This window comes from Dictyobacter alpinus, from assembly GCF_003967575.1.
Classification (GTDB): Bacteria; Chloroflexota; Ktedonobacteria; order Ktedonobacterales; family Ktedonobacteraceae; genus Dictyobacter; species Dictyobacter alpinus.
Window position 1 is genome coordinate 3635665 of the sequence record NZ_BIFT01000001.1, and the last position, 25484, is coordinate 3661148.

Sequence of the window (25484 nt, forward strand, 5' to 3'; positions counted from 1 at the left end):
AGCCAGCCACACTCGGGCCCTGAAGGGCCCATGTTTCTTTTTATGTGTGTTGTCAAGTTGTGCGCATTGCGCACAACTTGACAACACACATAAAAAGAAAATTTTAGAGCGCCAGAGGCGCGAGAGCAACGCTACATGAATCATGTATTTCCTGAAATAGTTATTACATAGAGCAAAATAAAACGGCTCGTAGCTGCTATTATGGCAATCACGAGCCGTTTTATTTTGCTGGCGATGTTTATTGGGGCGCAAAGAACGCTGGTGTGCAACTGATAGTCTTGCCATTGACATTAAATGACACATCTACCGTGGCGGCTTGCTGACGTGGCTGTCTGCCCTGCAACTGTAGATAAAAAGTCACATAGCCACCGCTATCGCTGACAGGAGCCTGATCCAGATTGACGTCCCCATATTTAAAGTGGGCCGTCGCCTGGGCTGACATGCCGGCCACCGGTTTTGTATTCTGGGTCAAGCGAGCATAAATACTGATCACACTATAGGTGCCAGGATTATTCGCTGATGACCAGGATCCACATACATAAGACGGAAACTTGGGAACAGAAGGTACCCCTTGCTGAAAAGACTTTTTTATCGTCACTGTCGGCTGAGGTTTAGGTTTATTGACCTCGATCGTAGGGCCACAGGCCGAGACCGAAAACAGGATTGTCAGGAGCAGCGCGCTCATTATGTATAAATAATTTTTTTTCATAGCACTCTAAAAATGGATTTCTACGGTGTCCTTGAATACATTACAATACATTGTCAGGATAATTCTATGCAGCGCCTGCGCATAGTTATAGGCATGATGGGCTCCCCCTGGGAATCACCTATAGTATACCATAGCAGTGGTAGCATACCAGTACGTATGGCCTAGTGACATCTTTTCACACCATGCCCTGTATCTTTTATATACTCCTAATGTAGTAAACACAGGAATAGCTACTTATGAGTAAGAAATTACTACCGTTGGCTTGCTGAATAAGTTAGACTGTGCTACACTGTGATTGGTTGTAGGATGTAGATGAATAATCACTATGCAAAGATTAATACGAGGTGTTACTTCTGTGAATCACGAAATCGATAGACAATTCGAACTCTTTAATCAATTGCTCGGGAATGAACCATTCGGGCACAACACAACACACGCGGGACAAGCTGAGCAAGGATTGAATTCGGCAAGTTCTATTGATAACCCGGAGGCACAGTCAGCGGTACCACAGAATGGGCAAACTGAGCATTCTTCTGTCATCCATACCCGTCCTGATCCCGGACGCGAGCAAAGGAAAGGAGCCCCTGAAGTTATTCTAGGGGCTACCAAAGAAACGACGCAAATCATTTCAATGGCACATGGTCTCTTAGCCGGGACTGGTCGCGCCATCATTAGCCGCTTGCGTCCAGAATCCGTTCTTCCTCTCCAGACAGAGTTTCAAGCATACACGGTTCGTACGCTTGCAGCTGCTCGTGCCATGGCTATCTATCGTCCTGACTATATACGGAAGCAGACCGGTGGTCATATAGGTGTGATCAGTGCCGGTACTTCAGATATTCCCGTAGCAGAAGAGGCGGGTCTCATCGCGGAAGAGATGGGATGCCGGATCACAACTATCTATGATGTTGGGGTTGCAGGATTGCACCGTTTGTTTGGGCCATTGCGTGAGCTACTCACACAAGAGGTAGATGTGATTATCGTCGCCGCAGGTATGGATGGAGCGTTACCTTCAGTTATTGCAGGACTGGTACCAGTTCCCGTGATCGGATTACCAACGTCGATCGGCTATGGTTTGGGCGGCAATGGGGTTGCCGCTTTGCTTTCGATGTTGCAAACGTGTGCGCCAGGACTTTCAGTCGTCAACATCGATAACGGTGTTGGTGCGGGTATCACGGCGGCGCTGATTGCCAATCGTGTGGCGCAGGCGCGTGAACATCAATCGCGGTAGGGAAGCAGCGAGATGTTCTGAATGTTAGAATGTCTCACCGCTACAATGTTGGGTAAACGTGGGTACGAAGTTTAAGAGAGGCGGGACTTTCTATGGCAAATAATAAGCGTGGGCCTGAACCGGGATCACAAAAAGCCAAACATGGTGGTCAAGCTGTACGCGAGAAATATGGTCCGGAATTCTACTCAAAGATTGGGAAAAAGGGTGGAGAGACGGTGAAAGAGAAACGCGGACCACAGTTCTATGCCGAGATTGGGAAGAAGGGTGGCGAGTCAACCAAGCGTCAGCAAGGTTCCGAGTTCTACTCACGGATTGGGAAAAAGGGCGGCGAGCGTGGCCGGGCGGCTACGGACAACCAGGAGGAGTAAATGCCGTTATCTTTCCTCTCTTCAGTTCTGTTCTTTTCCTCTTGATGTTTATCTCGTTCTGCTGAGCAGGGAAGTTGTGTACTACAGATCTGGTTGTTTTCCCGCGAAGTAAAGACCGTATCCCGCTGCAGTTTTATCCTGCATACAGGAAGAAACAGGTAGGATACGGTCTTCAATTTTTATGGTTGTGTGCAATGCCAGAGGAAAAGCCTGGCTGGTGCCGCAAGCATCGACTAGCTGTACAGAGGTACACTATTTCTTATCCTGCTGACGTCTGATAAATGGTGGTGGTGCGATGGGCGTATCATGGTCCGTTGTTTGGTGATTGTAAGATGATATATCCTGCCGTCGACCCATGTCACGCATACCACGTATATTGCGTTGTGGCCGCCCTGGTTGTTCCAACGCTGGTGTTGCTGGTTGCAAGGGTGGTGGTATCTGTGTTGGTGGAGGGGCTATTGGCTGTGCTGGTGGTATAGAGCGTGCCTGGGCCGCCGTATCCGGAGCGAAGCCAGTACCTGAAAGGTTTGATCTGTTCTGAGGAAACATATCAGAACGAGGAATATGTCTCGACTGGAACGTGGATGTATTATGATGATGGTCCATGCGTGAATTATGCAATTCTTCCATGCCTGCCGCGATCAGGGTTACGCGAATAGTATCCTCAAGGGCTGGATCGATAACTGCACCAAAAATAATATCTGCGGTATCATCGATTGCTTCCCCAATACGTTCAGCCACTTCATTTACTTCAAAAAGCGTCATATCCTCGCCGCCACTGATATTGAATAAGACACGTTTCGCGCCCCGAATAGTGACATTCAGAAAACCACCTGCGATCGCCTCATTCGCAGCGATTTCCGCCCGATCGACTCCCGTTCCCTGTCCAATGCTCATCAAAGCCGTGCCTGCTTCTACCAGCACACTACGCACATCGGCAAAATCCACATTAATCATGCCAGGTACATTAATGACTTCCGCGATACCCTGAACGCCCTGACGTAACACATCGTCAGCAACCTTAAAGGCATCGGCCAGATTGCGATCGCGTGCCACGGTATGTAGGAGACGATCATTGGGAACAGTAATCAGCGCATCAATCTCGGCACTCAGTTCCGCCAGACCTTGTTCAGCAATTTTGCGTCGGCGTGAGCCCTCAAAGGTAAAAGGTAGTGTCACAATACCAACGGTAAGCGCTCCCATTTTTTTCGCGAGCGAAGCCACCACTGGAGCCGCCCCGGTTCCCGTACCACCACCCATACCAGCCGCGATAAAAACCAGATCCGCATTTCCCAGCGCCGCCTGAATCTCTGCTGAACTCTCCATCGCCGCACGCATGCCCACCGCCGCATTGCCGCCCGCTCCCAGCCCTTTCGTTTGATGCTGACCCAGGCAGATACGATCAGGAGCCTCGGACAATGCCAGAACCTGAGCATCTGTATTCAAGGCCACAAAGCGCACACCACGCACATTCGTATGAATCATTCGATTAATCGCGTTCATACCACCGCCACCGACGCCAACCACCACAATATCTACATGATGTGGAGCATCTTCCGGGGCACTAGATTCAAAAGTGGACTCAGGTGAAAGAACATCACTATCGGTATAACGTTGATTCCACTGTGGCTGTACCTGTTGTGCGTCCTGTCCTTTATATACGCCGGGTTCATTTATGGCCTGCCTCATGCGCTTTTCTGAGGCTTTATTGCGCTTACTGTATGCATTATCTGACGTTGGTTGCATGCACACCCCCATTTCCTCTCATTGAACCAGATGGCACATCGTTTAGCACTACGTACCATCCATCTTCCTGGCTTTTTCTTTGAGGCTGGTCAGGTTCAGGCCATGTATTATATCCTGTTGCAATGAAAAAATATATATATACTGGATACCTGTTTAAGAGCATAATACAGGCCCCGCCTTTGAGCGGGGGGTACCTGACGTAATAAAAGCATTCCATCCGCATTGTAACAAGAGTGTCAAGTATAGCGTTGGGAGTATTCTTATGCTACTGTAGTTGCTTGCCTCATATATAGAAACACGAATTAAGCAGGAAAAAAAATATGAACTTTAGTGACAAAAAGCCTGGTAGATAGATGATACGCAGATAAAACAAAGATGCGTAACACCAGCTATCTACCAGGCTTGATTCAAGAGAACTTAATCTTTCTTAAGGCTAAGAGAAGGTCCTGCTTTTGAAGCCTTCTTCTCACGCTGAGCTTCTTTTTTCTGTTTATTTGATTTAGGTGCAGCCTTTTGCACCTTCTTCTGTTCTTTATTTGCCACGATAGTACCTCCTGAACTGATTTACCTAAGCCATAGACATGTTGAATAGGATATCTCTATTGTATCAAAAATTTGGATGAGGTGGTAGCGCAGCAATCTTTAGGGATAATTGTACTGTTCTTGCAGACGTTTTTCCTCAAAGGTTGCCAGGGCGTGGGTAATCATCCGAATGACACTGCCGATATCCATAGGTTTACGGATCTGATAAATGCCGCGATGTTCCAATTCCTTGACAGGTAACGTTGCGCTCATCATGATTGCTGGGACACCTCTGGTCTCATCTTCATGCTGGAGGAGATCATAAAGTTCCAGGCCATTCAGTCCGGGCAAGCGATAATCCAATAACATTAAACAAGGGTGAATAGCCGGAGCCTTTTCTAGAGCTGTTTGACCATTATCAATAACCGTTGTATGGTATGGTGTCTCCTCTTCAATCAACTGCTGCAGAAATTCCGCGATGTCTGCATCATCTTCGACAATTAAAATTGTTGGGTTCCGTGGGCCCTGGGCCGCTGGCGGAATGACCTCTCGTGGCATGATGAACTCCTTTTCCGCATGCGATAGCTAAGATGCGAATATAGTGTTATACCTTAATGTAACGGTTGTCGGGTAAAGTTAGTGACGTGTGAGCGATGCATTTGCCGAAAAAACAATGCATCCCTCCTATTTACATTCTACCCGTTGCTATCTTCATTACCGTTCCGGTGGAAGCTCTGTCCATTTAGATTGCTGTTTGGGTGGTGTATACGCATCCAGGGCGTCTAATAGCGCAGCAGGCGTTTCTTGTTGAAGCAGTAGCTGCACATGAAATGGACTAATAAAACCTTCGTCAGAAGCATGGTTGACTAATGTAAGTAAAGGATCAAAAAAATGAGATACATTCAATAAACCAATCGGTTTATGATGAATGCCAATTTGAGACCAGGTTACAATCTCAAAAAGTTCATCAAATGTCCCGAAGCCACCTGGAAGCGCGATAAAGCCATCCGCGAGATCAGCCATCAACGCTTTGCGTTCATGCATGGTTTTAACGGTATACAATTTCGTTAAATTTTGGTGTGCAATTTCACGCTGAAAAAGTCCCCCTGGTATGACACCAATCACCTCGCCGCCTGCATCCAGGGTGGTATTGGCAAGTATGCCCATCAATCCCAGGCTTCCTCCTCCATAGACCAGACCTATATTACGGTTTACTAAATCCCGTCCAAGGTCACGTGCCGCCTGAGCAAATTCCGGTTGTACTCCCGGATTTGATCCAGCAAAGACACAGATTGTGATTTGACAATCGAAATGTCCTCGCTGGTGAAGCATATCCTGTCCAGCAGCCAGCCTGAGAAGCTGATGGAGAACTGCAACTGAAAGCAGTATTGCTCTGCTTTTGACGCATATCCGCGACTGTGGCACAACTTTTGACAGATTTATTGTCCATTGGTCCATTCGCGCAAAAGTTTGCGTCTTTGCTCGCTTTTGCATGGACTACCAGGACAAGAAATGGTTCAAACTGGACAGGATATGCTTCAAAATTGATAAAAACCAGTGTATGAGTCGGGATCTTGCTCAACTGGATGCCTTTGGCGTCGAGTGGTACCATTTACCTCTGCTTTGCCAATTGGCTTGTCAGGTGAATGAACTACTTATTGTTTTGAACCATAATCTGTCCAGACATCCATTGACCCATAAAGCGTCTGGCAAGGACAAAGAGATTGGCAAACCACACAGATGTACCTCATCCCAAGTTCCTTTCCTCACAAGTTATATGTATTTAGTTTAAGAGCACAGAATTATAGAATATACATAATAATAAAGACCGCTAATCTGGCGCGTTGTGAATATTTTATCTACTGGCCTGGATATTCATCTGGATAGCGATGCTTTATTGTACATGGTATTGATGATATTTGAAAGCTGCCTGGTATTGAAAATCAAGGCAGCTTCTCGGTTTAGTCTGTTTTTTTTGACTGGCTACTGTGACAATTTTCCTATCCACCTGTTATTTAATTGTGAAGGCTGTTCACACAATTGAAGGTGCTACCATTCAGTAATTGAACCATCGACATTGCGCCAGACTGGATTATGCCACTGATGACCAATACTGGCGGCTTCCCTTACCTTGTCTTCATTGATCTCTATACCCAGTCCAGGTTTTGTGGAACGTGGTACGAAGCCATCCTCATAGTGGAAGACATGAGGATCTACCAGATAGTCAAGCAGGTCGGTACTCTGATTATAATGGATTTCCAGCGATTGTTCTTGAATAAACGCGTTGGGGGTACAAAAGTCTAGTTGTAATGAAGAAGCTAGTGTGATGGGACCTAAAGGACAGTGGGGGGCGACGGCTACGTCGAAGGCCTCGGCCATGGCCGCGATTTTGCGTCCCTCCCATATACCGCCTGTATGGCTCAAGTCGGGTTGGATAATATCAACCACGCCGCTGGTGAGCAAGGGCTTAAAACCCCAGCGGGTGTAGAGGCGTTCGCCGGTCGCGATTGGAATACTGGTATGCCGGGCCAGTTCGAGCAAGGCCTCATTGTTCTCAGGCAAGACCGGCTCCTCAATAAAGAGCAACTTATACGGCTCAAGTTCTTTCGCCATGACCTTGGCCATACCACGGTGCAAGCGGCCATGGAAATCAACCGCCAGACCAATGCCATCGCCCACCGCTTCACGAACGGCCGCGATCCGCTCAACCGCCTCCTGAACCTTAAGTGCAGAGTCGATCCATTCAAAGTCTGCTGTCGCATTCATCTTTAAGGCCGTATAGCCAGCGGTGACGCGTTGTCTGGCATGTTCCGCTGCCTCCGTAGCCTTATCGCCACCGATCCAGGAGTAGACACGAACCTTATCCCGTACTGGTCCACCGAGCAGGTCATAGACAGGTACACCCAGACTCTTGCCTTTAATATCCCAGAGTGCCTGATCGATGCCAGAAATCGCGCTCGTCAAAATTGGGCCGCCACGATAGAAACCACTGCGATAAAGCGTTTGCCAGATATCCTCAATGTGTGAAGCCTCTTTCCCAATTAAATACTCACCCATCTCAGTTACCGCCGTCTTCACCGTCTCGGCCCGCCCCTCAACCACCGGCTCGCCCCAGCCCACGATCCCATCATCAGTCGTAATCTTCAAGAAGAGCCAGCGAGGAGGTACTTTAAATAGTTCTAATGTAGCAATTTTCATCGTATGTGTACGTACAGTATCTGCCTGAAAATAGTCGTTATCGCTGTGCAGATATGCACGAACTCCTTTCATGGCGTGAACACTCAACAGAAAACGCAAAAGCACCCATCATCGGAATGTGTTTTTACCAACGATGTGCTATCTCTATGTTACTTCATGGACAACTTGAGTATAGAACGCTCCTGTCATAAATTCAAGGCAAAAAAGGTAGGCATCTCGGCCATAATGTTGAGAGCTGCTATGGTCGATTCGGGATGATCGGGAAGCCAATTATGATATGATGAGAAGCAATCACATCAAAATAACTCCTATTTAGAGAGACATAGAGACGGAAGGTACTGGATGATACAGGCACTGATTTTTGATTTTGACGGACTTATTTTAGATACTGAGATTTCCGCTTTTCAATCCTGGCAAGAAATCTATCAGGAATACGACAAGGAACTGCCACTGGAGATGTGGGCTACCTGCATTGGTAGTGGACTCGACACATTTGATCCTCATGGCTACTTAGAAGAATTAATCGAGGAAAGCATTCCCCGCCACTCGCTGGCTGAGCGTCGCCTCAAGCGACACCTGGAATTAATCGAGTCCCAGGTAGCCCTTCCCGGTGTGGAGACATATATTGAAGATGCCCATCGACTTGGACTCAAAATCGCCGTGGCCTCCAGTTCTCCACGTTCCTGGGTGGTGGACCATCTCACACGTTTAGGCCTGCGAGATGCCTTTGATGCCATGAAATTTGGCGATGAAGTTGTCCACCGCAAGCCACATCCAGAACTTTATCTTAGCGCCCTGGACCTTCTTGGCGCCCGACCAGAGCAGGCTATCGCCCTTGAGGATTCTCCTAATGGCGTACGAGCCGCCCAGAACGCCGGCATCTTCTGCGTAGCCGTTCCCAATCCTATCACCGGTCAACTTCCACTGGACCATGCAGATCTGCGCCTCACCTCACTGGCCAGCCTGCCGCTAAAGCAACTGATCCAAAAAGTAGATGCCGGTATTCAGGCTTCATCCCTTGAAGCATAGCTCTCATGAACAGGCAGCGATGGATTAAATAGGTGTTGGTGTATCTAATCCATCGCTGCCTGGCTGCTTGTGGCTATTAGTAATATACATATTGACAGTGAAAAATGAAGGAAGCTACAATACAAGAAATATAGTTATCGGGTGGAGGTTATGTCGGATGGAAAGAAGAACGTCGCCACAAAATGTACCCGTGCAGGTCAACTCCCAGCACGAGAGGGAGGGTGAGAGATCTGAAGCAATAGTAGCATCTTCCAGGGAGTCTCTTCATCCACATCCAGAAGATTTTCTGGCTCACGTAATCCACGAGCTAAAAACGCCTCTGACCGTGATTAAAGGCAATATCCAACTCACCAACCGCCATCTGCAACGCCATCGTCGGCAACCCGAGATCATCCCCGACTATCTGGCGGAAGCGACTTTATTACAGGTCATTGATCAGCAGGTAGATCGCGTCAATATGCTTCTGAGCAACCTGCAAGATGTTTTCCGTATCCAGTCCGGGAAAATGGAACTATGTACCGTTCCATGTGAACTTGTCAGCCTGGTCAGGCATACCGTTCACTCCTATACAAGGAAATCCAACAATGCCCGCGAGATCAGGATGGATCTACCAGAGCACCAGGAATTCCATGTTCATATAGACCCTCTGAAGATCGAGCAAGTCATCAACCACTACCTCAACAACGCCATTCAATATTCACCTGCGGATACCCCTATTGATATTAGCGTACGACCAGCTACTACAGGAGTCTGCTGCTCTGTGAGGGATGCTGGCATGGGCATAGCCAGCCAGCAGCTTGAGAACATCTGGGATAATTTTGTGCGAAGAGACGGATCTCCCAAATACACGGACCGTAGTTCAGGTTTAGGCGTGGGTTTATATATCAGCAAGAGCATCATAGAGCAGCACCATGGGCAGGTTGGTATCCAGAGCAAGCCTGGTGAAGGCACCACCGCCTGGTTTACGCTACCCCTTTAGTCGGGACTAGCCTAGAACATAAGAAATTTCGCCTGAAAGCGTATAGCAGATCGCCTCATTATTGGGGAAATACACCTTAAAAGCATCCTCAACCAGACGGCCATATTTATCGCGGCTCGGCTCCTCATGAACATAATGACACAGGATAGCCTCAGAGCCGCTCACATCACCCTCATAGCTCCGAATCAACTGTAGCGCGCGTGAAGTAATAGTCGTGCAATAAAGAGTCTTCATATTTTTGTGAACCTCATAACTCACCGACTCATCCGGCTCATGATGACAAGCATCCTTTACTGTCATTAATGACACAACGTTTCAATAATAACGCAGTAAAAAAAGACCGCAGAGTTCAGCATTGAAGTGGGTCACACAGCCAGGAAGAGGACCTGGAATTGTTCAGTACCGTTCAGCAGATATTACCATGGAAAAGCTAAAATTACGAGTAAGCTGTATCAAAGCATATCAAAGCAGGACTATAGTCCTGGCCACCCCTTGTTAAAGCTCAGCAAAAAGGAGCTCCCCTGACTATTGACAACCAGGTAGAGGTATGTTACATTATCGGTGTTGCGCCCATAGCTCAGCGGATTAGAGCATCGGTCTTCGGAACCGAGTGTCGGGAGTTCGAATCTCTCTGGGCGCGTTTTATTTTGCCTACAATAGTGAAGTTGTTTGCCGCCTTTATTCTTAATTGTTTTCTGATATCTCATTAGAATATAATACTTGTTCGAGCTCTTGAAATTGTACAGTCAGGCCTTCTTTAAAAGTACTTTTCTTTTGTAATGCCAACTTATAATGCTCTTTTGCATGACAATTAGCGCAAAGAACAACGCACTTTGCTATTTCATTCTTTATCGTTTCAATACTATACCCCTGACGCACTGCATTTGATAAGTTAAAATCCTTTTTTTGAGGTTCGAGATGATGAAACTGTAATGTAGCAGGATGGTTTTCTCCACATTGATTGCAACTTATTTGTTCTTTCAGCTGAGTATAAAATTTCCAAAGCTCCTCTTTTCTCTCATAGATTTTAATGAGGCGACTTTCTTTCTTCTTTTGATGCCACCCTCTTTGATAGTTCCGCATATATTCGCGATATTCTTCAGTGTGATATTTCTTTTTATCTTTCCAGGGCATCAATTTCCTCCCATATTTACAATTGTAACGTATATGTATATTTTAATAAATGCTAAAAATGTGCTGATGCCCTGGCATTTTCGTAATGAAAGGTATCCTAGAGCCACGTTTCCAGAAAAAAGCTCATCTTTCATCTTTGAGTTGGTAGACGGTCCCTTCACCGTTTGCTCGTTTACCCATAGCGTGTATGGATCCTTTCTTTCTCGTGTTCGGCAAATGTCAGGGGATGTATTTGTGTGGATCAATGAGTGGCTTCATCACTGAATCTGCCTCTCCCTTGATCCACTACCGTCTACCAGATCTATTGCGAGCTCTGCTCTATAATACACGATGCATGCTATGTTAGCTAGTGGGTCATCTGACGATTAACTTGCTTGAAGCAGAGCGGCCCTAAGCCACCCAGATGATACAGGCAAGTGCGATCCTGTTGGCTCTTGCCACTCCAGATAAAAGGTATGGGATTAGTATTTTGGTCAGCGATGGTTTTCTTCAATCGACCGATCGCTGTTTGCTATTCATTTCTATGAGAAAATCCCGTCATTAGTGGTCATGGTATCTATTGGGTCCAAACAGGCGAGAGGAGATCGGAGTTTTCAGGACGAGCGATGTCACAATTTCACCATATACTCGGAGATGTTCAATCACCTCCGCAAGATGATCAAGTGACTCCACATAGACGATAGCAATATAGGTTTCTTCGCCCGTCACAAAAGAACATTCGTGGATTTCCGGTGTCTGTTGAGCAATCTCTAAGAAACGCTGCGTTTGCGTAACCGGAACACGCAGATGTAAAAAAGCTTTCACGGAAAGACCAACTGCTTCGGGACAAATATGGGCGTGATACCCTCCAATGATCCCAGCATCTTCATATCGACGAATCCGGTCTGCTACTCCAGCGGCGGATAAACCAACCAATCGACCAATCTCTGCAAGAGAGAGCCGAGCATTCTGTTGAAGGACCTCAAGGAGCCGCCAGCCTATGGGATCAAGTAGTTTTGTGGAATCACGACTCATTGTTCTCTTTTCCTTTTGATTCGTGAAAGAAATGGCAAAAAGATGAGCTATTCTCTCTATCTTTCCCTTAGATGATCAGGTAAAGTATACCACAGCACAAACAGAAGAGGTGAAGATATGATGCGTTCTATTTTACTCACAGGAGCCGCTGGTCGAATTGGTTCAGCGTTTTTTCAGGCAACTGCTCATCACTATACGTGGCGATGCGTTGATCGTGTCCCTCCTGCGTTTCCTCTTGGCACGGCCTCGTGGCATCAGGTCGATATGACCGATCAAGAAACCTGTTTTCACTTATGCCAGGGGATCGATACGGTTGTTCATCTTGCAGCCGACCCTTCTCCGGAGGCAGTCTTCTATCCCTCACTCCTCGAAAACAATATTCAGGTGACGTATAACCTGTTTACCGCTGCGGTCGAGGCAAAATGCCGTCGATTTATTTTTGCGAGTAGTGCCCAAGCTGTTGAAGGGTATCCTTTGGATGTGCAAGTTCATCCTGACATGCCCATTCGTCCGAAAAATCTCTATGGGGTCAGTAAATGTTTTGGTGAAGCGCTGGCATCGTATTATGCCTATCAACAAGGTCTTTCGACCGTCATCCTACGTATTGGGAACTACTCTGAGGAGAACCCACAAAGCATGTCTGCGCGTGATCGCAGCGCTTTTCTCAGTCCCCGCGATTTACATCATTTGCTTATAAAATGCATTGAGACACCAAATATTCCTTTTGCTCTGCTTCATGCTCTCTCTGGGAATCGATTTTCACGACTCGATACGACTCGAACGCGTGATCTGGTCAACTATCAGCCACAGGATGACGGATTTGCTGACTTGCTTCTCTCTGATGAAGCGGAGAGGAGATCGGGAAAGTAATGGTCGATGATACGGGAGAAAAAAGCGCAAGGAGAGACTTTATGCCATTAAGTATTCCTGGATATTTGGAGTGGTTATGATATTCAGACTTTGCAGCGGTTAGAAAGGAATGTCTCACATAGCAATGCCTGATTCTTGTTTAAGGAGTAAAGATGATATACTGCATAAAAAATAGATTCATTTCATATAAAGAAGGAACCTCATGTCCTCTGGCGCATCAGGATTTCTGGGTCTCCGTGGCACATTCCACCTTCCCGAGCTAACTGCACAGGGATTGTTGTACCGGCTTGGGGATGGTCGTATTGCTCATTCCATTCCAATTGATGAGGCCCATATTATTATCCACACTGATACTTCTGTATTTTTACGCTCGTTGCCTGCCCAAGAAACTCTCTGGGAAATCGACTGCCCTTCGTTTCATTTTGCGATTGATCTCCCACATAATTTGCTCGCATTGGTCCTTGAAGATACAACAATCATGCTCTGGAATTTGCGTACAGGCCAGCTTATGCACCGCCTCACATACAGGGCTGAGGATGCTGAATATCGAGTAAATCCTAATGGTATTGAGTTTAACTTCGATGGAAGCATCCTTGCAGTGGGAATGAGAGCGCATAACAAGTATGTGGTCGTGCTTTGGAGTACTACCGATGGACATCTTATTCGTGTGTTACCTATAGACGATGGCTATGCTGATATCACCACACTTGCATTTCATCCTGGTGGTAATCTCCTTGTAGGAGGAAGCTTCAATAATAGTAAGGTCTGGTTCTGGCAATTGAGTGATGGAAGCCTCTGCCATATTTGGGAACCTGAGTCACTTGAAGATGATAGTCACGATCGACCCTATGATCTGGCATTTAGCCATGATGGTGCCCACCTCTTTGTTGGTCGGGGAACCTGGGGGTTGCGTATCTGGGATGTTGAGAGTATGCAAGAGATAGCTGGTCCAGTTTCGCCTGGGGACTTGCAACCGAGTTGGCTCGCCGTTGATCCATGCGGGCGTTTTCTTGCTGTGACCCATGAGAGTGTTCGCGATAGTTCGTTACGTGTTTTTGAGATTGGGACCTGGCAGATAGCTTATGAGGTCCGTGGTTCTATGTCGCGTCCAAGTTTTAACTCGAATGGACGGTTTCTTGCTGTCGGTACTTCTACGACAGGGTGTGCATACCTCCTTGAAACTGCAACAGGGAAGGAGTTGTTGCAGTTAACCGCACACAATTTTTGTGGTATATCGCAGATGTTGTCATCTGACGGTCATGTATTGGTTGGAGCAGGAAATGGGAAAGCGTGCCTTTGGAGTACTGCAGATGGCACTTTGCTGCAGACGTTCTCGCCTCAGAAAAATTGGAGCGTCATGGATGTGGCATTTGATCCGGATACATGTTTATTAGCTGCTTCTGCGCAGTATGGTTTTCAACAATTCCTTATTCATCTCTGGAATACGTCTGACGGGAGATTGCTGTGTTCTCTGCAGGGACATACCTGGAGTGTATTGTGTTTAGTTTTCAGTCCTGATGGAAGGATGCTTGCTTCAGGGAGCACGGATAAGACGCTTCGTATCTGGGACCTTGAGAGAAAACAGGAACGTTACAACTGTGTAGGCCACCTACAGGCTATTAAAAGTATTGCATTTGCTCCCAATGGCGCTATAGTGGTTTCAGGTTCGTTGGATCAAACGCTTTGCCTCTGGAATGTTGAGGATGGCACATGTCTGGGCAAACTAATCGGGCATAAATGTGGCGTTCTTTCTATCGCCTTCAGCCCTGATGGATTGCTACTGGCTTCTGGAGATCAAGACGGAAGGATTCGCTTGTGGAGTGTCATAGAGCAAACACAGATAGGGCATTGGCAGGCACATACAGAGGGAGTCAATAGTCTGGCATTCAGCCCCGATGGGCGTTTTCTTGTTTCGGCTTCTGATGATCGAACTGCCCGTTTGTGGGACTATGCTCATGGGGAAGAGTGCTATTGCCTGTATCCTTACCAGGGACGTATTGAGAAAGTAGCATTCACGGTTAATGGGCAGACACTTATGACAGGTGCAATTAATTGTGTGCGCTTTTGGAGGGTAGGAGCTTTAAGCAAGTAAATAGAATCCTTCTGATGTTTTATGCTTGGACGCTTTACGAAAATGAACCAGGTCTACCATAGATGGGCAAGTGGTAGACCTGTTCTACATCAGCTCATCAGCACCTGCTTTGCTATCGTTTTGGTGCGAGAAGAGGAGCTCATAAAGTGGATATCAGGCCCTTTTAGCGCTAGCGGAATCCTGGATGGATATGTGGGTTATCTTCTCGTTTAAGAATGATCCTTACTTGCTTATTTGCCTGCTACGGACGGAAGAGATATGAGTAGTTCTTGAGCGTGCTCCAGCAAGATTGGTAGCCGGAGTCTCTCCCGCATTATTTGAAGCGATTCGAGGCTGAACCAACCATAGGCCATGAGTTCGTGGTCCTCTAGGACTAGGGGGCCACGTAATACACCGGTGAATGTGTTGAGTTCAAGCGTTCCGCCTGGTAGCTCAATATGGGTCACCTTGAACGGTTTGACTTGCATGAGTACTGTACCAAGCTCTTCGTGAATCTCCCGCACGACTGCCTCCTGAGCGGTCTCACCCGGCTCAAGATGCCCACCAGGAAAACCCCACAAGCCGTAGCAACTCTGTTGTTTCTGCTGTACTAATAGTACTTTGTTGTTTTCTATAACTAACACATCCGCAACTGACTCTATCATGTTATTCCTCACTTGGTTTTATGAGAGTGTGTCGTAACGAAGAAAAGGGCCGAGAGAAAAAAGCAAAGGAGGCTTGCTCCTATTCAAAATTACGAGATTAGGAAATAAGGAGTGAAAGTATGTATAGATCCAGGCCTTACACGTAGTGCTGATATTATATAATTTTTAGGCTTCTTTCAATCCGGTATCTATAAGCACCAGTTTCCAGGTGTCTCTAATGCCAAGGTGCTCTATCCATTGGTCAAGGAGTGAAAAATCAAGGAAGGGAGCTTGAACCTTAAGCATGCCCATAATGTCATTCCATTCTGCGTCGTTTATCATACCATCCTGGCAGGATACCTTATCTTGATAATAACGGTAGAGCTTGAAAAGGATCATTTCATAGGGAGAAGCAACGGGAATATCTGGATATTGCTCATCAAGCGTTTGTCTATCGATACCAGGCTTCCGTGAAGAGCTGAACATGCATGTATCTCCCAAAATGATATCAACTTTTGTGAACGAGTTGCGGTGGAGTATTGAAAACGATGTTTTTTTGTCTTTTGCCTTCTGAATTGCTCTTTCATCAAAAATGTAGTGTTGTTTGAGGGAAGGGATGAATAACGGGATATGTTGCGTGGAAAGGTCAACAATAAGATCGATATCTTGAGCGAGTTGTTGCATGCCATAGATAGAACTGGCAATAGAGCCACCGAGATACCAGGGGATATTGAATGCGTCAAACGTTTTTGCTAGATCGCTTATAATTGTGAGCAGATTACCTGGCTGTAAATGCCAGGTTTCACATGCTTCCAGATCAGCTTGTGCTTGTTGGGCAAGTTGAGAACCATAAGTCATCGAGACAAAATGTATGCCCGCTTCTTGTTCACTCGCTTCTGGATGGTTCTCTTTCCATGCATGTATATTTGCCAGAATGGTTCCCTGCGTCATTGATTGGACAAGTTTGAAGCGTTTGCTGATAGGCGCATGACGAATGAGTTCAACAAGAACCCGTTCAGCCTTAACGCTTGTATCTGGTGATTGTGTTTTCATCGTTATTTGTGCCTTGATATTCAAAAGACAAATAGATTTTTACTGATCATCAGGAGAGCTCTTTCAGCAGAATCTTTGTTTTGTTTCTGGGACATATTCGGCATGCCATCTTGACTTTGGAGCCCACTGCTCATACATCAGGGATTAGGGGATCAACCCTTTGTGGAAGGCGACCTCCTGGATCTCTTTGGGTGCATGGCGTATATCGATGATGAAGCCATTGACTAAGATCCTTCTTCGTCATCAAATACTAATCCTCGATACCAGGCTGCAACCTCGATGTGTACATCAATACTGACGAGATCAACGGTGTCACCAGGTCCATAGTGGCGATAGAGCCAGGCCTTAGGATTGTTGGGATCTTGTTCATTGCGCTGCCAGACTTCGACATACTGAGCAAACTGGCTGACCAGAACTATCTCCTGGATAGTTTCCTGGTTCTGATACGCTTTAAACTTTGCACCGCGATCTTTGGTTTCGGTGCCTGGAGAAAGCACCTCCACAACGACACGAGGTGATTCGATCAGTGTATTATCTGATCTGCTATCGGCCACATCACAAGAAACCGTGACATCTGGATAGACAAAATGAGGTTTTCCATTTTTCTTTCGGGCAAGATATACCTGAACATCTGCTCCGAAGACGGTACAAGCACGCGATTGAAGGTGTGAGTCTAACGCGAGTCGTGCATTATACGCGATCCGATCATGCGCGACACTTCCACCGCTCATCATGTACGCGATGCCATCGATGTATTCGTATTTGCGATCGGGAGAGAGGTGCTCAAGTTCGTGATAGTGCTCTTCGGTCATCTTCGTCCCAGGACGATGCCACATTGGCGGTGTCGGATCGTTGCGGAAATTTGTCGCCATTGTTCTCCTTTTCCAGGAACAACGCTTCGATATCCTCTCCTGGATCGAAACGCTTCTTCCAAAAGTCCTGTGAATAGGCTTTTTTACTCTACCATTGAAGCCCCTAATGGGAGATTCTTGCACGCCTTTTCTGTCAATATTGTAGGTATTACCCTGAAATGGATGAATTGAGTAGTCGCAATTACGCTTCTCAAGTATAGCATATGCAACAACTTTTCCACCATTATGGCGAGTCAGTCTATACTTAATATCATACACCTTTCAAAATCTTGCAACAAAGAAGGAGATCGAGCGGAAAGAGAGATGTAAGGGTGCTATGCCAGATTATTGCTTCTCTTTGATTGATCTGGATGGTTGCGTGAAAGGATGTGGTAAAGATACAATACACATACATATAGTGAAGTGAGAAATATTTGTTTTTATGGATGAAACGCAGGAAAACAAGGACGTCGAGCAGCCTTCTATTTGTATTTATGATTGTGCCTTTACCCAGGTTGCTGAGGGCAAGGATTATATTGTGTATCAGGCACGCGAACCGCGTGTGCTTGGAGAGATGAAGATTGACCTCTTTCTCGAGTATGTTTCTGATAAAGGATGGTGGGGAGCTATACGTTTGGATGGACGTTTTACCATTCAACTGAAGCTTTCCTCTCAAGCTCTTTTTCCCACCTCAGAGATTGCGTTTCTGGTAACCGAAGAATTTCTTGCCAGGGAACACCGTGTATATGAAGCGTTCAAGGATATGAAAGAGCAGAAACAAGCTCGACAAATCTTCTATCATGCCCCACCCAGGCCAGCCGACGTGGATCCAGAGCGTTATTTTTCTCCTTCGGTGCTGGAAGTGAACGGGATCATTTTTACCATGTATCATCTCACCAATACCGAGGTAGCCTATCGAGCCTGGGAACGTAGGCGCGTGGCAGAGGTGGCTATTGATCTGCGGTTGGCACATGTTTATGGAAAAGGGTGGGAAGCCATCATACGTTTGTCGGAGACGAAGAGTGTGACCTTTGAGCCAGCAGCCGATCAACTGTTTCTCACCCCAGAGCACGCCCTGGAAACGCTGCTTGCATTCTGTGCTGAAGAAGAGAGTGTGCGCAACCTTATCCAACAACTTGGAAAGATTGACCCCCAGGATTCCATTGTCATCACGCGTGGTAGTGTGCCATCCGTGCCAGCCAGGCCTCCTTTACGGATTAATCATAGCGACTTTGTGTGGCAAAAGCAGATGAGCCAGGGGCACCTCTATCAGGCGAAACAGGCGACGCGAGTCAATTTTCATAAAGTCTATGTCCAACTGATAGAGACGTGGCGGAAAGGATGGCTCGCCGGGGTGCAATTCCGCGATATCTCAGGCATCTATTTTGAGAAAGAAGAAAACGTTGGATTTGCGACCCCAGAAGAAGCGTTTGCCGAGGCCCACCGCTTTATTGCGTTAAAAACAGAAGGCTGGCGCATGTTGTACCATGCGCACAATGCAAGGATCGCGCTTCAATGCCGGATTGGTCGTTATGACCAACTCATATCGATTAGAACCACGAGGGAAGTCTCTGATAAGTAAAAGATAACCATGCCGTCACAATATAGTCCCACTTCAAGCAATTTAAAGGTAATTGGTTGAGAAGCTCGATGAAGTTCTGTCGCTCTCTTCATCTTGTGAAAGAATCACTTAAATTGCGTGGGCCAGACTTTTCTTTCACCTGGTCATTGTTGCGCTGAATATACTGAAAGAAAGCTGCAAAGCAAAAGATGTGTAACATATTTCGAAATGAAGCCAGGAGGAAGTGCTGATGGATGCGTTTGATGAGCTTGCAGGTCCTGATCTGTACTCCCTCGATCCGAATGGAGGCGTCCTGGTTGTCACGGTATATTGGCGACCATGTGCAAAAGATCCCAATCCTGATCAACCTGGCGAGAAACTCTTTGCTTTGAGCTACCTACCTACCGACGCCTCAGACCCGTGTCATGGTGGTAGTGGAAAGCATTTTGCCGCTTGTTGCCAATCCTTGTCCTATTGGCGTCCTGTCTGTCCGAATCCAGATATGCAGGGTTATAGCCTGATGCATTCACAATCAGCCTACTTCACGCATATTCCTGAGGATGTGGTCTATGCTTTCTTACAGAATGATCTGCGGCTTTTTGCTGTGGAAGATAGTCCGCCGCACGATTTTTGGCTTTATTTGGGCGATCCGGCATTCGATGCTCCCCTTGGAATACTTTGCTTTGGAGATTATCAGCTGCAAGAGAACTATTCTCTGACTGTTAGCGCTTTAAGTGATACGCGTATGAAGGTCTTGCTAGATCTTCTGAAACCACTCAATCTAGATGCTCCGCAGATTCATCGCGATCCTTTTCCGCGTGTAGCAAAGCCGCGACGAAGAGAATCAGGCAGAAAACGCCGGTAGTATTCATGGGATGAGACCGCCCCAATTGAGCACATTGCCTGTTTTTTCCTGCTTCCATGCGGGCTCTTTCTTTTTGTGCACCGATGATTGCCTTTTTTCAGCTCATTGACATCAACAGGCTTAGTGTCCAGATGCTGATGTCGTGAAGAGACCGTTCAGTCGTGTGACTGCCTGCGCTTGCAAGGATGGTAGGACATGTGAATAGGTATCCAGCGTCATCGTGATGGTGCTGTGGCCGAGCAGTTCCTGGACGATCTTTGGATGTACGTCCATGGTGAGGAGCAGGGTTGCGGCACTGTGACGTAGATCGTGAAAGCGAATCATGGGCAATCCCGCTTTTTGTAAGAGTGGTTTGAACGAGCGCCGCATGATATTGCTTGCTTCCAGTGGGTTGCCCAGTTGATTACAGAATATCCAGTCGTGATCATTCCATGCGGCCCCCATCTGCAGGCGTTGTTCATGCTGATGGACCCGATGGCGCTTGAGAGCATCAATCGCGATATCTGTCAGATAAATGTTTCGCCGACTCTTTGCCGTTTTGGGCTCATCAACGACGAAGCCCAGTTTTCCAATCCGAGCGATTGTGCGCCTGACCTGGAGCTTTTTCATGTCAGAGGAGAGATCCGCCCATTTAAGCCCCAGCAGTTCGCCCTGGCGCATGCCTGTGGTCAGGGCGAGAACATACAGGGCTTCGAGAGGATCTCTCTGTGCTATGCATAAGAAATGTTTCGCCTGCTCGGCATTGAGGACCTGCATCTCACTTCTGGGGACACGGGGGGCATCTACCGCGTCGCAGACGTTGCGCACCACCAGACCCCAGCGAAGCGCGTCGTGTAACGCACGGTGCAGGAGGCGGTGGACATGCTTCACCGTTTGTGGGGCATACCCTTTGTGCAACTCGCCGTTATACAGCCGGTATAAGTGCTGCGGCGAGAGTTGCTGCAGTTTGACGTTGCCAATAGCGGGAATGATCTGGCGCTGTATCATTTGCTGATAGCGAATATAGGTTCTGGGGCGCAAACGTGGTTGCGCTGTATCCTGTAGCCAGGTCTCTAGAAAAAAGGCAACCGTTTGATCTTTGCTGGCGAGTATGACACCCTGATCTTTCAAATTATTGATTTCTTTGATGGCTTTTATTGCTTCCTTCTGTGTTGCAACGTAGAGATATTTCCTCCTGCCCTGTCCTATAGTGATGCTGGCAGTCCAGCGTCCATCTTTGCGACGGTAGACGGTGCCTTCACCGTTTGCTCGCTTGCCCATAGCGTGTCTGCCTTCCTTTGTATTGTTCGTGTTAACCACCTATAGCGATGCATTTTCCTGCTCTTTAATCCACTTCTGGAGGGAATCGATAGAGATGCGTACGGATCTTCCAAAGCGAATCACGGGAGGCCCTTTCTGTTGTGCGAGCAGTAAATAGAGCTTGGCACGAGAAAGGCCAAGACTCTGGGCCGCTTGTGGAATGGTGAGGAGCAATTGGGGCACTTCAGGTGCTTGTGCTGATGACATGGGCTGAATCCTTTCATTGGTGTGATGGTTACGGGTTGTTTCTTCGGCTATTTTCTCTCCATGGATATGATCTCCTCACAGCGTACTTTTTTCCGACCCGGAGCACCGGGGCATGGGTGGTATGGATGGAGGGAGAGGTCTCGTGTTTGTCTACAGTACTGCCGGTGTGCCCCGCTCTTCTCTCCACCGTTGCCTCTCTGCTGCCTCTCCCTCAATGTTACGCTCGCAGTGTCTGATGATATGCTTTCTTGTTTTCATCAGGCTCAATGTAGAGATGTGTCAGGAAAATAGCAATGGAGCCAGCGTGTGGGCATAGATGCCCATGCCAGGTATGCGGGAGAGATGATGCTCAGTGCAAGAAACAGCAATGGAGATGTCCTGGCTATGAATGTCGACAAAGATGATGGGCCATTTTGTTGTCCAGCCTGCCGGGATGAGGTCATTCTGAAAAAAGGCGAAAAGAAGAGTCCTCACTTTGCTCATCGACCAGAGACGGTGTGCGAGTACAGCCATTCTGGCGAGAGTGAGGAACATCGACGTGCGAAGGTCGCCATCTATCAGTCCCTTCTTACTACCCCGGGCGTCACAAAATTGCAACTCGAACGCTTTCTGGGAGAGGTACGGCCAGATGTGAGCTTTGAGTTTAATGGTCACTATGTGGCAATTGAAGTACAGGTAAGCACGCTTTCAACAGAGAATATTGCACGGCGCACCGTGGCGTATGCCCAAAAGAATATCGCGGTATTGTGGACCCCACCCTGGAACAAAGAGATGATTTTTCAGAGATATGCCCCAAAAAGCTGGGAGCGATATCTGCATACGCTGTACTTTGGGAAGATCTATTATTGGGATCACGATATCAAACTGCAGCCCGTCACATTTGGTCCATATATGCTGGGACCGAGTCGCTTTGCACCAGAAAAACGTTCGGAACGATTTGTTACCACATCCTGGCTGGCTCCTGTGTCAATTATCGACCTTACCAGTGTCTGGCGGAGAGAGTGGAACACCTTTCCTAAGGCAAAACTTTGGATCCAACCATGGCAAGGAGAAATAGGAGCCAATAAATAAATAGTACTAAGTAGTGTCGTCCACTGTGAAAAACCAAACAGGTAGCAGGGATGGTGATGAACCATTTGAGCGTGGGCATTCGATTTATGCGTGGCATTTAAAGTTAATTTATTGACTTTTATTTTTCACGCTTTAGAGCTGTATTTTTTATATATTGATTAATATATTGATTTTTTAGTAAAAATATATTATACTTACAAGTGTAAGGAGTTTGGAGAAATTATCAAAGGATAGCATAGTTCTTTAAGAGGTGATACAAATGGGCAAGGATCAAATTGATAATGATGAGATCGTATATGTGCCAATCCCCAAACGTCTGTTACCTGCATTCTATCGGATGTGGCCTGCTTTGATGGTTGAAGATGTTAAGCAAGCAATGCCCGTTGAGGGAGATCCCAATGTTGTAAATCGTACCCTTATCGACCTTATTACCAAAGTAGCATTGGAGATTGGTGCTGAACAGCATGTTGTTTCCCTGGCCGACTTACATACTGCTTATCTGAGTGCTTATCCTGGTATTGGGAAAGGTGCGACACGAGGTAGTTTTGACGCTACTATTAACTACCATTGCATTAATATGCGTTCACGTTTTCCTGATAGCAAAGATAAAAGAAAGCCAGCCTATTGGTTATCGCATCCTGTATTCAAACGTGTTGCCCATGCTCGCTATATGTTGTTGTCTTCTCGTGAAATTGAACTGTTTCATCGATGTGTTGAGTCTAATAATCCTCTCATTTATACTGATGAGTATGACGTGGCTGATCTTGCCAATTAGATCTATCTGTCGTTTTTGTAACACTACATATTCTGTGTTGATGACACAAATATGTACTTTGCATATTGCCAGGGAGGTCTTTATGGGACCACAGATTTCGTCACATCTACTCTCTGATCCACTCGACCACTATCCCGTACTTGATCTCAGTAAGTTAAAATCTCTCAACACTAACCAGAAAACTTTTCGAGAAAGTTATGGTCTTGAATTGTATCGACAAACAGGACAAACTGGTTGTGCCTATTGTGGAATTTCTTTTGTTGATAGTAATAGCAACAACTTTACACATTGGCTTATGATGTCTGTAGATCATGTTGTCCCAAGAAAGACAGCACTCTTATTAAGTATTGATCAGAACATCTGGGACAGTATTCTTAATCTTGTTTTGTGTTGCCGAAGTTGCAACGATTATGGCAATAGAGATCGACAGAAAGTCCCATATCAGCCTGAAGTTGTCAATTCACCAGAAGCATTTCTTCATTGGCGCCGTGATACCTTTCGTTATCGGTTTCAAAAAATTAGTGAAAAGAGAGCACACGATTTAGGTACCTATCAATTTTGGGTACCCCTGCCTGATAGTACAGATTCAGATTAATACTATTGCATGTATTGTTTCGAATATGGCGTTTAGATGTTGCTACAGGCCAAGATATTCTTATATTCATGATTCTCAACAACCTCTTTTGTTGTAGCTGATTTTCTCGGGGAATCATGTTTTCGCGTGAAGTAGGATAATGACTTAAGCGTCTTCAGCTATTGTCATGAGTCATCCCCAATTTTTCTGAAATCGCTCAAGGTCTCGGATGAGTGAGCAAACCGTGAGGGGATCATCAGAAGGTGGGAGGAAACAACCGAAGCGGGGACGGTCATCGTTCCACAAGCGACTGAGTGCCCATCGGATCCGATAGAGTGGTGCCTGCACGTGCAGGCACCGCTTTCCGGTTCGGTGACATCGGAAGCGCAAGAGCGCTTGCACGAGTTCGTGATGCCTCGGATCAAGCAAGGAAAGCAGGAAGGCATAGACGAGCATGACCATACCAAGCAACTTGAGTCGAGCTTCTAACGACCACAACCGAGGACATTCCAAGGCCAATTCACATTTCGCATAGCGAAAACTCACCTCAATTTGCCATCTCCGACGATAACTGAAGAACACATCCCATGCTTGCTCTTCGGTGTGGACTGGCTCATTGGTGATCAAATACATGATGCCTTTTTTGACCCGCGCTTTCACGAGAAACAATGGTTCGTGCGTCTGAGGATGGCGAAGGGCTGTCCACCACAGATCACAGGCCATCTTTTCTCCCGTTCTGCCATCCCAGATCTCTTTGTGCGCGCGATACTTCTTCCCCTGGCCAATTTGCCACAGCTTCTTTTCCTCTCCGGCCAGTGTCAGAAACACGTGATGTTTGACCCAGCGGATAATGAAACGGGCCCGATACTTGGCGAGCACGCGCAGCCAATATCCTGAGGCATAGCCGCGATCAAAGACATGAACCAGCAAAGAACCCCATTTCCTGACACAGATCCGCAATCCCTCTTCTTCCGCATCTCGGAGCCTGGTGGCAAAGACGCCTTTGGTTGACCACCACTTCGTGACTGCCAGATGAGGAAGCCCTTGCATTCCGACAATGAGTGCAGCATTCCACTGCATTCCCATGACCCTGACCGGACGAGCAGCAGGCCAATTGAACACGAAGCCCCGCTTTGTCCGCTGCCGCCTCTTGGCTTTACTCGAGAGAACCGGGCAGAGTCCTTCCAACTTTTCGCTTTCGGCTTTCTCCAGCACACTTCCATCCCAGATGCAGAGGATCCGCTTGCATTGCTCTTTGAGGGTGCGTACCTCCTCATCCGCTTTTTCCAGCAGATAGTGGTCAATGAGTCCTACCGTCCACTTCACGGATCGCAACAGCTTTCCGACCCGCTTGGTGCCTGCGGTAGCACTACATGCGTAGCCATCATAGCCTTGCAGATAGGATCCAAGTTCACTTATCCACAGGGCTTGCGGGTTATTGCGCAAGCGGATGATGGCGACCAGGCATTGCAGCAAGGTGCGCACCACCCGTTTGTCCAAGACATCATCGAGCCTGAGCAAAAAAGGCTGCAAAAACTGTTCAAGCAACTGAAGCAGATGCTGTGATCCCCCCTGCGGATCTTGTTCCAAGCGTTTGAAGGTTTCTGACAATTCTGACATAATAACGATGGATCTCCTCATTTAGTGATTGTTTGCTTTTCATATTCAACAGTCTAAATGACGAGATCCATTTTGCCTAGCCCTTCTTTTTTGCCT

General features: G+C 46.9%; 26 protein-coding genes and 1 tRNA gene. 12 read left to right on the top strand and 15 right to left on the bottom strand.

Annotated elements, in window-relative coordinates; translation table 11 throughout:
• Positions 1-238: 238 nt before the first annotated feature.
• Entirely contained in the window at positions 239-709 is a 471-nt protein-coding gene (locus EL633_RS14425) for a hypothetical protein (protein ID WP_161982146.1), read from the bottom strand.
• A gap of 355 nt (positions 710-1064) precedes the next feature.
• Between EL633_RS14425 and larB the strand changes: the two genes are divergently transcribed.
• On the top strand, positions 1065-1937 hold the full coding sequence (gene larB, locus EL633_RS14430) for a nickel pincer cofactor biosynthesis protein LarB (RefSeq protein ID WP_218027490.1): 873 nt from the start codon (positions 1065-1067) through the stop codon (positions 1935-1937).
• A gap of 92 nt (positions 1938-2029) precedes the next feature.
• A complete protein-coding gene (locus tag EL633_RS14435; RefSeq protein ID WP_126627852.1) occupies positions 2030-2305 on the top strand; it encodes a KGG domain-containing protein in 276 nt (91 codons plus the stop codon).
• 252 nt (positions 2306-2557) lie between these two features.
• On the opposite strand, the gene ftsZ is transcribed toward EL633_RS14435, so the two are convergent.
• From ftsZ to dgoD, 5 genes are all read right to left on the bottom strand, one after another.
• Positions 2558-4051, bottom strand: coding sequence for a cell division protein FtsZ (ftsZ, locus tag EL633_RS14440; protein WP_161982147.1), 1494 nt, complete (start codon positions 4049-4051; stop codon positions 2558-2560).
• Between the two features lie 417 nt (positions 4052-4468).
• Entirely contained in the window at positions 4469-4594 is a 126-nt protein-coding gene (locus tag EL633_RS37840; RefSeq protein WP_269822445.1) for a hypothetical protein, read from the bottom strand.
• Between the two features lie 99 nt (positions 4595-4693).
• On the bottom strand, positions 4694-5131 hold the full coding sequence (locus EL633_RS14445) for a response regulator (protein WP_126627854.1): 438 nt from the start codon (positions 5129-5131) through the stop codon (positions 4694-4696).
• Positions 5132-5287: 156 nt separating this feature from the next.
• A complete protein-coding gene (locus tag EL633_RS14450) occupies positions 5288-5905 on the bottom strand; it encodes an LOG family protein (protein ID WP_126627855.1) in 618 nt (205 codons plus the stop codon).
• A 717-nt stretch (positions 5906-6622) separates the two neighbouring features.
• Complete coding sequence (gene dgoD / locus EL633_RS14455; protein ID WP_126629437.1) at positions 6623-7771, bottom strand: galactonate dehydratase; 1149 nt, start codon at positions 7769-7771, stop codon at positions 6623-6625.
• 342 nt (positions 7772-8113) lie between these two features.
• Between dgoD and EL633_RS14460 the strand changes: the two genes are divergently transcribed.
• Together EL633_RS14460 and EL633_RS14465 are read left to right on the top strand one after the other, a co-directional pair.
• On the top strand, positions 8114-8800 hold the full coding sequence (locus EL633_RS14460; protein WP_126627856.1) for an HAD family hydrolase: 687 nt from the start codon (positions 8114-8116) through the stop codon (positions 8798-8800).
• Between the two features lie 157 nt (positions 8801-8957).
• Positions 8958-9779: a sensor histidine kinase gene (locus EL633_RS14465; protein WP_126627857.1), complete on the top strand. Its 822-nt coding sequence runs from the start codon at positions 8958-8960 to the stop codon at positions 9777-9779.
• A 6-nt stretch (positions 9780-9785) separates the two neighbouring features.
• Here the strand turns inward: EL633_RS14465 and EL633_RS14470 are convergent, their stop codons facing one another.
• Positions 9786-10013, bottom strand: a complete 228-nt coding sequence (locus tag EL633_RS14470; RefSeq protein ID WP_126627858.1) for a hypothetical protein — start codon at positions 10011-10013, stop codon at positions 9786-9788.
• 332 nt (positions 10014-10345) lie between these two features.
• On the opposite strand from EL633_RS14470, the gene EL633_RS14475 reads away from it, so the two are divergent.
• Positions 10346-10419 (top strand) — tRNA-Arg (locus EL633_RS14475).
• A gap of 44 nt (positions 10420-10463) precedes the next feature.
• Here EL633_RS14475 and EL633_RS14480 read toward each other — a convergent pair.
• Positions 10464-10913, bottom strand: coding sequence for a hypothetical protein (locus EL633_RS14480; protein ID WP_126627859.1), 450 nt, complete (start codon positions 10911-10913; stop codon positions 10464-10466).
• A 540-nt stretch (positions 10914-11453) separates the two neighbouring features.
• Complete coding sequence (locus EL633_RS14485; protein WP_126627860.1) at positions 11454-11927, bottom strand: Lrp/AsnC family transcriptional regulator; 474 nt, start codon at positions 11925-11927, stop codon at positions 11454-11456.
• A 117-nt stretch (positions 11928-12044) separates the two neighbouring features.
• Between EL633_RS14485 and EL633_RS14490 the strand changes: the two genes are divergently transcribed.
• Together EL633_RS14490 and EL633_RS14495 are read left to right on the top strand one after the other, a co-directional pair.
• Positions 12045-12797, top strand: coding sequence for an NAD-dependent epimerase/dehydratase family protein (locus EL633_RS14490; RefSeq protein WP_126627861.1), 753 nt, complete (start codon positions 12045-12047; stop codon positions 12795-12797).
• Between the two features lie 202 nt (positions 12798-12999).
• Positions 13000-14889, top strand: coding sequence for a WD40 repeat domain-containing protein (locus EL633_RS14495; protein ID WP_126627862.1), 1890 nt, complete (start codon positions 13000-13002; stop codon positions 14887-14889).
• Between the two features lie 230 nt (positions 14890-15119).
• Here EL633_RS14495 and EL633_RS14500 read toward each other — a convergent pair whose 3' ends face one another.
• The 3 genes from EL633_RS14500 to EL633_RS14510 form a co-directional block, all read right to left on the bottom strand.
• Positions 15120-15533, bottom strand: coding sequence for an NUDIX hydrolase (locus EL633_RS14500; protein ID WP_126627863.1), 414 nt, complete (start codon positions 15531-15533; stop codon positions 15120-15122).
• Positions 15534-15698: 165 nt separating this feature from the next.
• Complete coding sequence (locus EL633_RS14505; RefSeq protein WP_126627864.1) at positions 15699-16565, bottom strand: hypothetical protein; 867 nt, start codon at positions 16563-16565, stop codon at positions 15699-15701.
• Positions 16566-16789: 224 nt separating this feature from the next.
• Positions 16790-17437, bottom strand: coding sequence for a Uma2 family endonuclease (locus EL633_RS14510; RefSeq protein ID WP_126627865.1), 648 nt, complete (start codon positions 17435-17437; stop codon positions 16790-16792).
• A 421-nt stretch (positions 17438-17858) separates the two neighbouring features.
• On the opposite strand from EL633_RS14510, the gene EL633_RS14515 reads away from it, so the two are divergent.
• Positions 17859-18998: a hypothetical protein gene (locus EL633_RS14515; protein ID WP_126627866.1), complete on the top strand. Its 1140-nt coding sequence runs from the start codon at positions 17859-17861 to the stop codon at positions 18996-18998.
• 229 nt (positions 18999-19227) lie between these two features.
• Positions 19228-19842 (top strand): hypothetical protein, encoded by a 615-nt coding sequence (locus tag EL633_RS14520; protein ID WP_126627867.1) that lies wholly within the window; start codon positions 19228-19230, stop codon positions 19840-19842.
• Between the two features lie 120 nt (positions 19843-19962).
• Here the strand turns inward: EL633_RS14520 and EL633_RS14525 are convergent, their stop codons facing one another.
• Together EL633_RS14525 and EL633_RS14530 are read right to left on the bottom strand one after the other, a co-directional pair.
• Positions 19963-21102, bottom strand: coding sequence for a site-specific integrase (locus EL633_RS14525; RefSeq protein ID WP_126627868.1), 1140 nt, complete (start codon positions 21100-21102; stop codon positions 19963-19965).
• 39 nt (positions 21103-21141) lie between these two features.
• The gene (locus tag EL633_RS14530; protein ID WP_126627869.1) at positions 21142-21348 is read right to left on the bottom strand and encodes a helix-turn-helix transcriptional regulator; all 207 of its coding nucleotides are present in this window, start codon (positions 21346-21348) and stop codon (positions 21142-21144) included.
• A 306-nt stretch (positions 21349-21654) separates the two neighbouring features.
• On the opposite strand from EL633_RS14530, the gene EL633_RS14535 reads away from it, so the two are divergent.
• From EL633_RS14535 to EL633_RS14545, 3 genes are all read left to right on the top strand, one after another.
• Positions 21655-22419, top strand: a complete 765-nt coding sequence (locus tag EL633_RS14535; protein WP_126627870.1) for a competence protein CoiA — start codon at positions 21655-21657, stop codon at positions 22417-22419.
• A 259-nt stretch (positions 22420-22678) separates the two neighbouring features.
• On the top strand, positions 22679-23194 hold the full coding sequence (locus tag EL633_RS14540) for a hypothetical protein (protein ID WP_126627871.1): 516 nt from the start codon (positions 22679-22681) through the stop codon (positions 23192-23194).
• 82 nt (positions 23195-23276) lie between these two features.
• Complete coding sequence (locus tag EL633_RS14545; RefSeq protein WP_161982148.1) at positions 23277-23789, top strand: HNH endonuclease; 513 nt, start codon at positions 23277-23279, stop codon at positions 23787-23789.
• Between the two features lie 171 nt (positions 23790-23960).
• Here EL633_RS14545 and EL633_RS14550 read toward each other — a convergent pair whose 3' ends face one another.
• A complete protein-coding gene (locus EL633_RS14550) occupies positions 23961-25388 on the bottom strand; it encodes a hypothetical protein (protein WP_126627873.1) in 1428 nt (475 codons plus the stop codon).
• Between the last annotated feature and the right edge of the window lie 96 nt (positions 25389-25484).

What these genes read in the sequence shown, in the direction of transcription:
- EL633_RS14540 (WP_126627871.1), top strand. Translation starts at nt 22,679, where the DNA reads ATGGGCAAGGATCAAATTGATAATGATGAGATCGTATATGTGCCAATC.
- EL633_RS14450 (WP_126627855.1), bottom strand. Translation starts at nt 5,905, where the DNA reads ATGCTTCACCAGCGAGGACATTTCGATTGTCAAATCACAATCTGTGTC.
- EL633_RS14525 (WP_126627868.1), bottom strand. Translation starts at nt 21,102, where the DNA reads ATGGGCAAGCGAGCAAACGGTGAAGGCACCGTCTACCGTCGCAAAGAT.
- EL633_RS14480 (WP_126627859.1), bottom strand. Translation starts at nt 10,913, where the DNA reads ATGCCCTGGAAAGATAAAAAGAAATATCACACTGAAGAATATCGCGAA.
- EL633_RS14530 (WP_126627869.1), bottom strand. Translation starts at nt 21,348, where the DNA reads ATGTCATCAGCACAAGCACCTGAAGTGCCCCAATTGCTCCTCACCATT.
- EL633_RS14495 (WP_126627862.1), top strand. Translation starts at nt 13,000, where the DNA reads ATGTCCTCTGGCGCATCAGGATTTCTGGGTCTCCGTGGCACATTCCAC.
- EL633_RS14510 (WP_126627865.1), bottom strand. Translation starts at nt 17,437, where the DNA reads ATGGCGACAAATTTCCGCAACGATCCGACACCGCCAATGTGGCATCGT.
- dgoD (WP_126629437.1), bottom strand. Translation starts at nt 7,771, where the DNA reads ATGAAAATTGCTACATTAGAACTATTTAAAGTACCTCCTCGCTGGCTC.
- EL633_RS14465 (WP_126627857.1), top strand. Translation starts at nt 8,958, where the DNA reads ATGGAAAGAAGAACGTCGCCACAAAATGTACCCGTGCAGGTCAACTCC.
- EL633_RS14550 (WP_126627873.1), bottom strand. Translation starts at nt 25,388, where the DNA reads ATGTCAGAATTGTCAGAAACCTTCAAACGCTTGGAACAAGATCCGCAG.
- EL633_RS14545 (WP_161982148.1), top strand. Translation starts at nt 23,277, where the DNA reads ATGGGACCACAGATTTCGTCACATCTACTCTCTGATCCACTCGACCAC.
- EL633_RS14470 (WP_126627858.1), bottom strand. Translation starts at nt 10,013, where the DNA reads ATGAAGACTCTTTATTGCACGACTATTACTTCACGCGCGCTACAGTTG.
- EL633_RS14520 (WP_126627867.1), top strand. Translation starts at nt 19,228, where the DNA reads ATGGATGCGTTTGATGAGCTTGCAGGTCCTGATCTGTACTCCCTCGAT.
- EL633_RS14490 (WP_126627861.1), top strand. Translation starts at nt 12,045, where the DNA reads ATGATGCGTTCTATTTTACTCACAGGAGCCGCTGGTCGAATTGGTTCA.
- EL633_RS14515 (WP_126627866.1), top strand. Translation starts at nt 17,859, where the DNA reads ATGGATGAAACGCAGGAAAACAAGGACGTCGAGCAGCCTTCTATTTGT.
- EL633_RS14435 (WP_126627852.1), top strand. Translation starts at nt 2,030, where the DNA reads ATGGCAAATAATAAGCGTGGGCCTGAACCGGGATCACAAAAAGCCAAA.
- EL633_RS14500 (WP_126627863.1), bottom strand. Translation starts at nt 15,533, where the DNA reads ATGATAGAGTCAGTTGCGGATGTGTTAGTTATAGAAAACAACAAAGTA.
- ftsZ (WP_161982147.1), bottom strand. Translation starts at nt 4,051, where the DNA reads ATGCAACCAACGTCAGATAATGCATACAGTAAGCGCAATAAAGCCTCA.
- EL633_RS14505 (WP_126627864.1), bottom strand. Translation starts at nt 16,565, where the DNA reads ATGAAAACACAATCACCAGATACAAGCGTTAAGGCTGAACGGGTTCTT.
- EL633_RS14485 (WP_126627860.1), bottom strand. Translation starts at nt 11,927, where the DNA reads ATGAGTCGTGATTCCACAAAACTACTTGATCCCATAGGCTGGCGGCTC.
- EL633_RS14425 (WP_161982146.1), bottom strand. Translation starts at nt 709, where the DNA reads ATGAAAAAAAATTATTTATACATAATGAGCGCGCTGCTCCTGACAATC.
- EL633_RS14445 (WP_126627854.1), bottom strand. Translation starts at nt 5,131, where the DNA reads ATGCCACGAGAGGTCATTCCGCCAGCGGCCCAGGGCCCACGGAACCCA.
- EL633_RS14460 (WP_126627856.1), top strand. Translation starts at nt 8,114, where the DNA reads ATGATACAGGCACTGATTTTTGATTTTGACGGACTTATTTTAGATACT.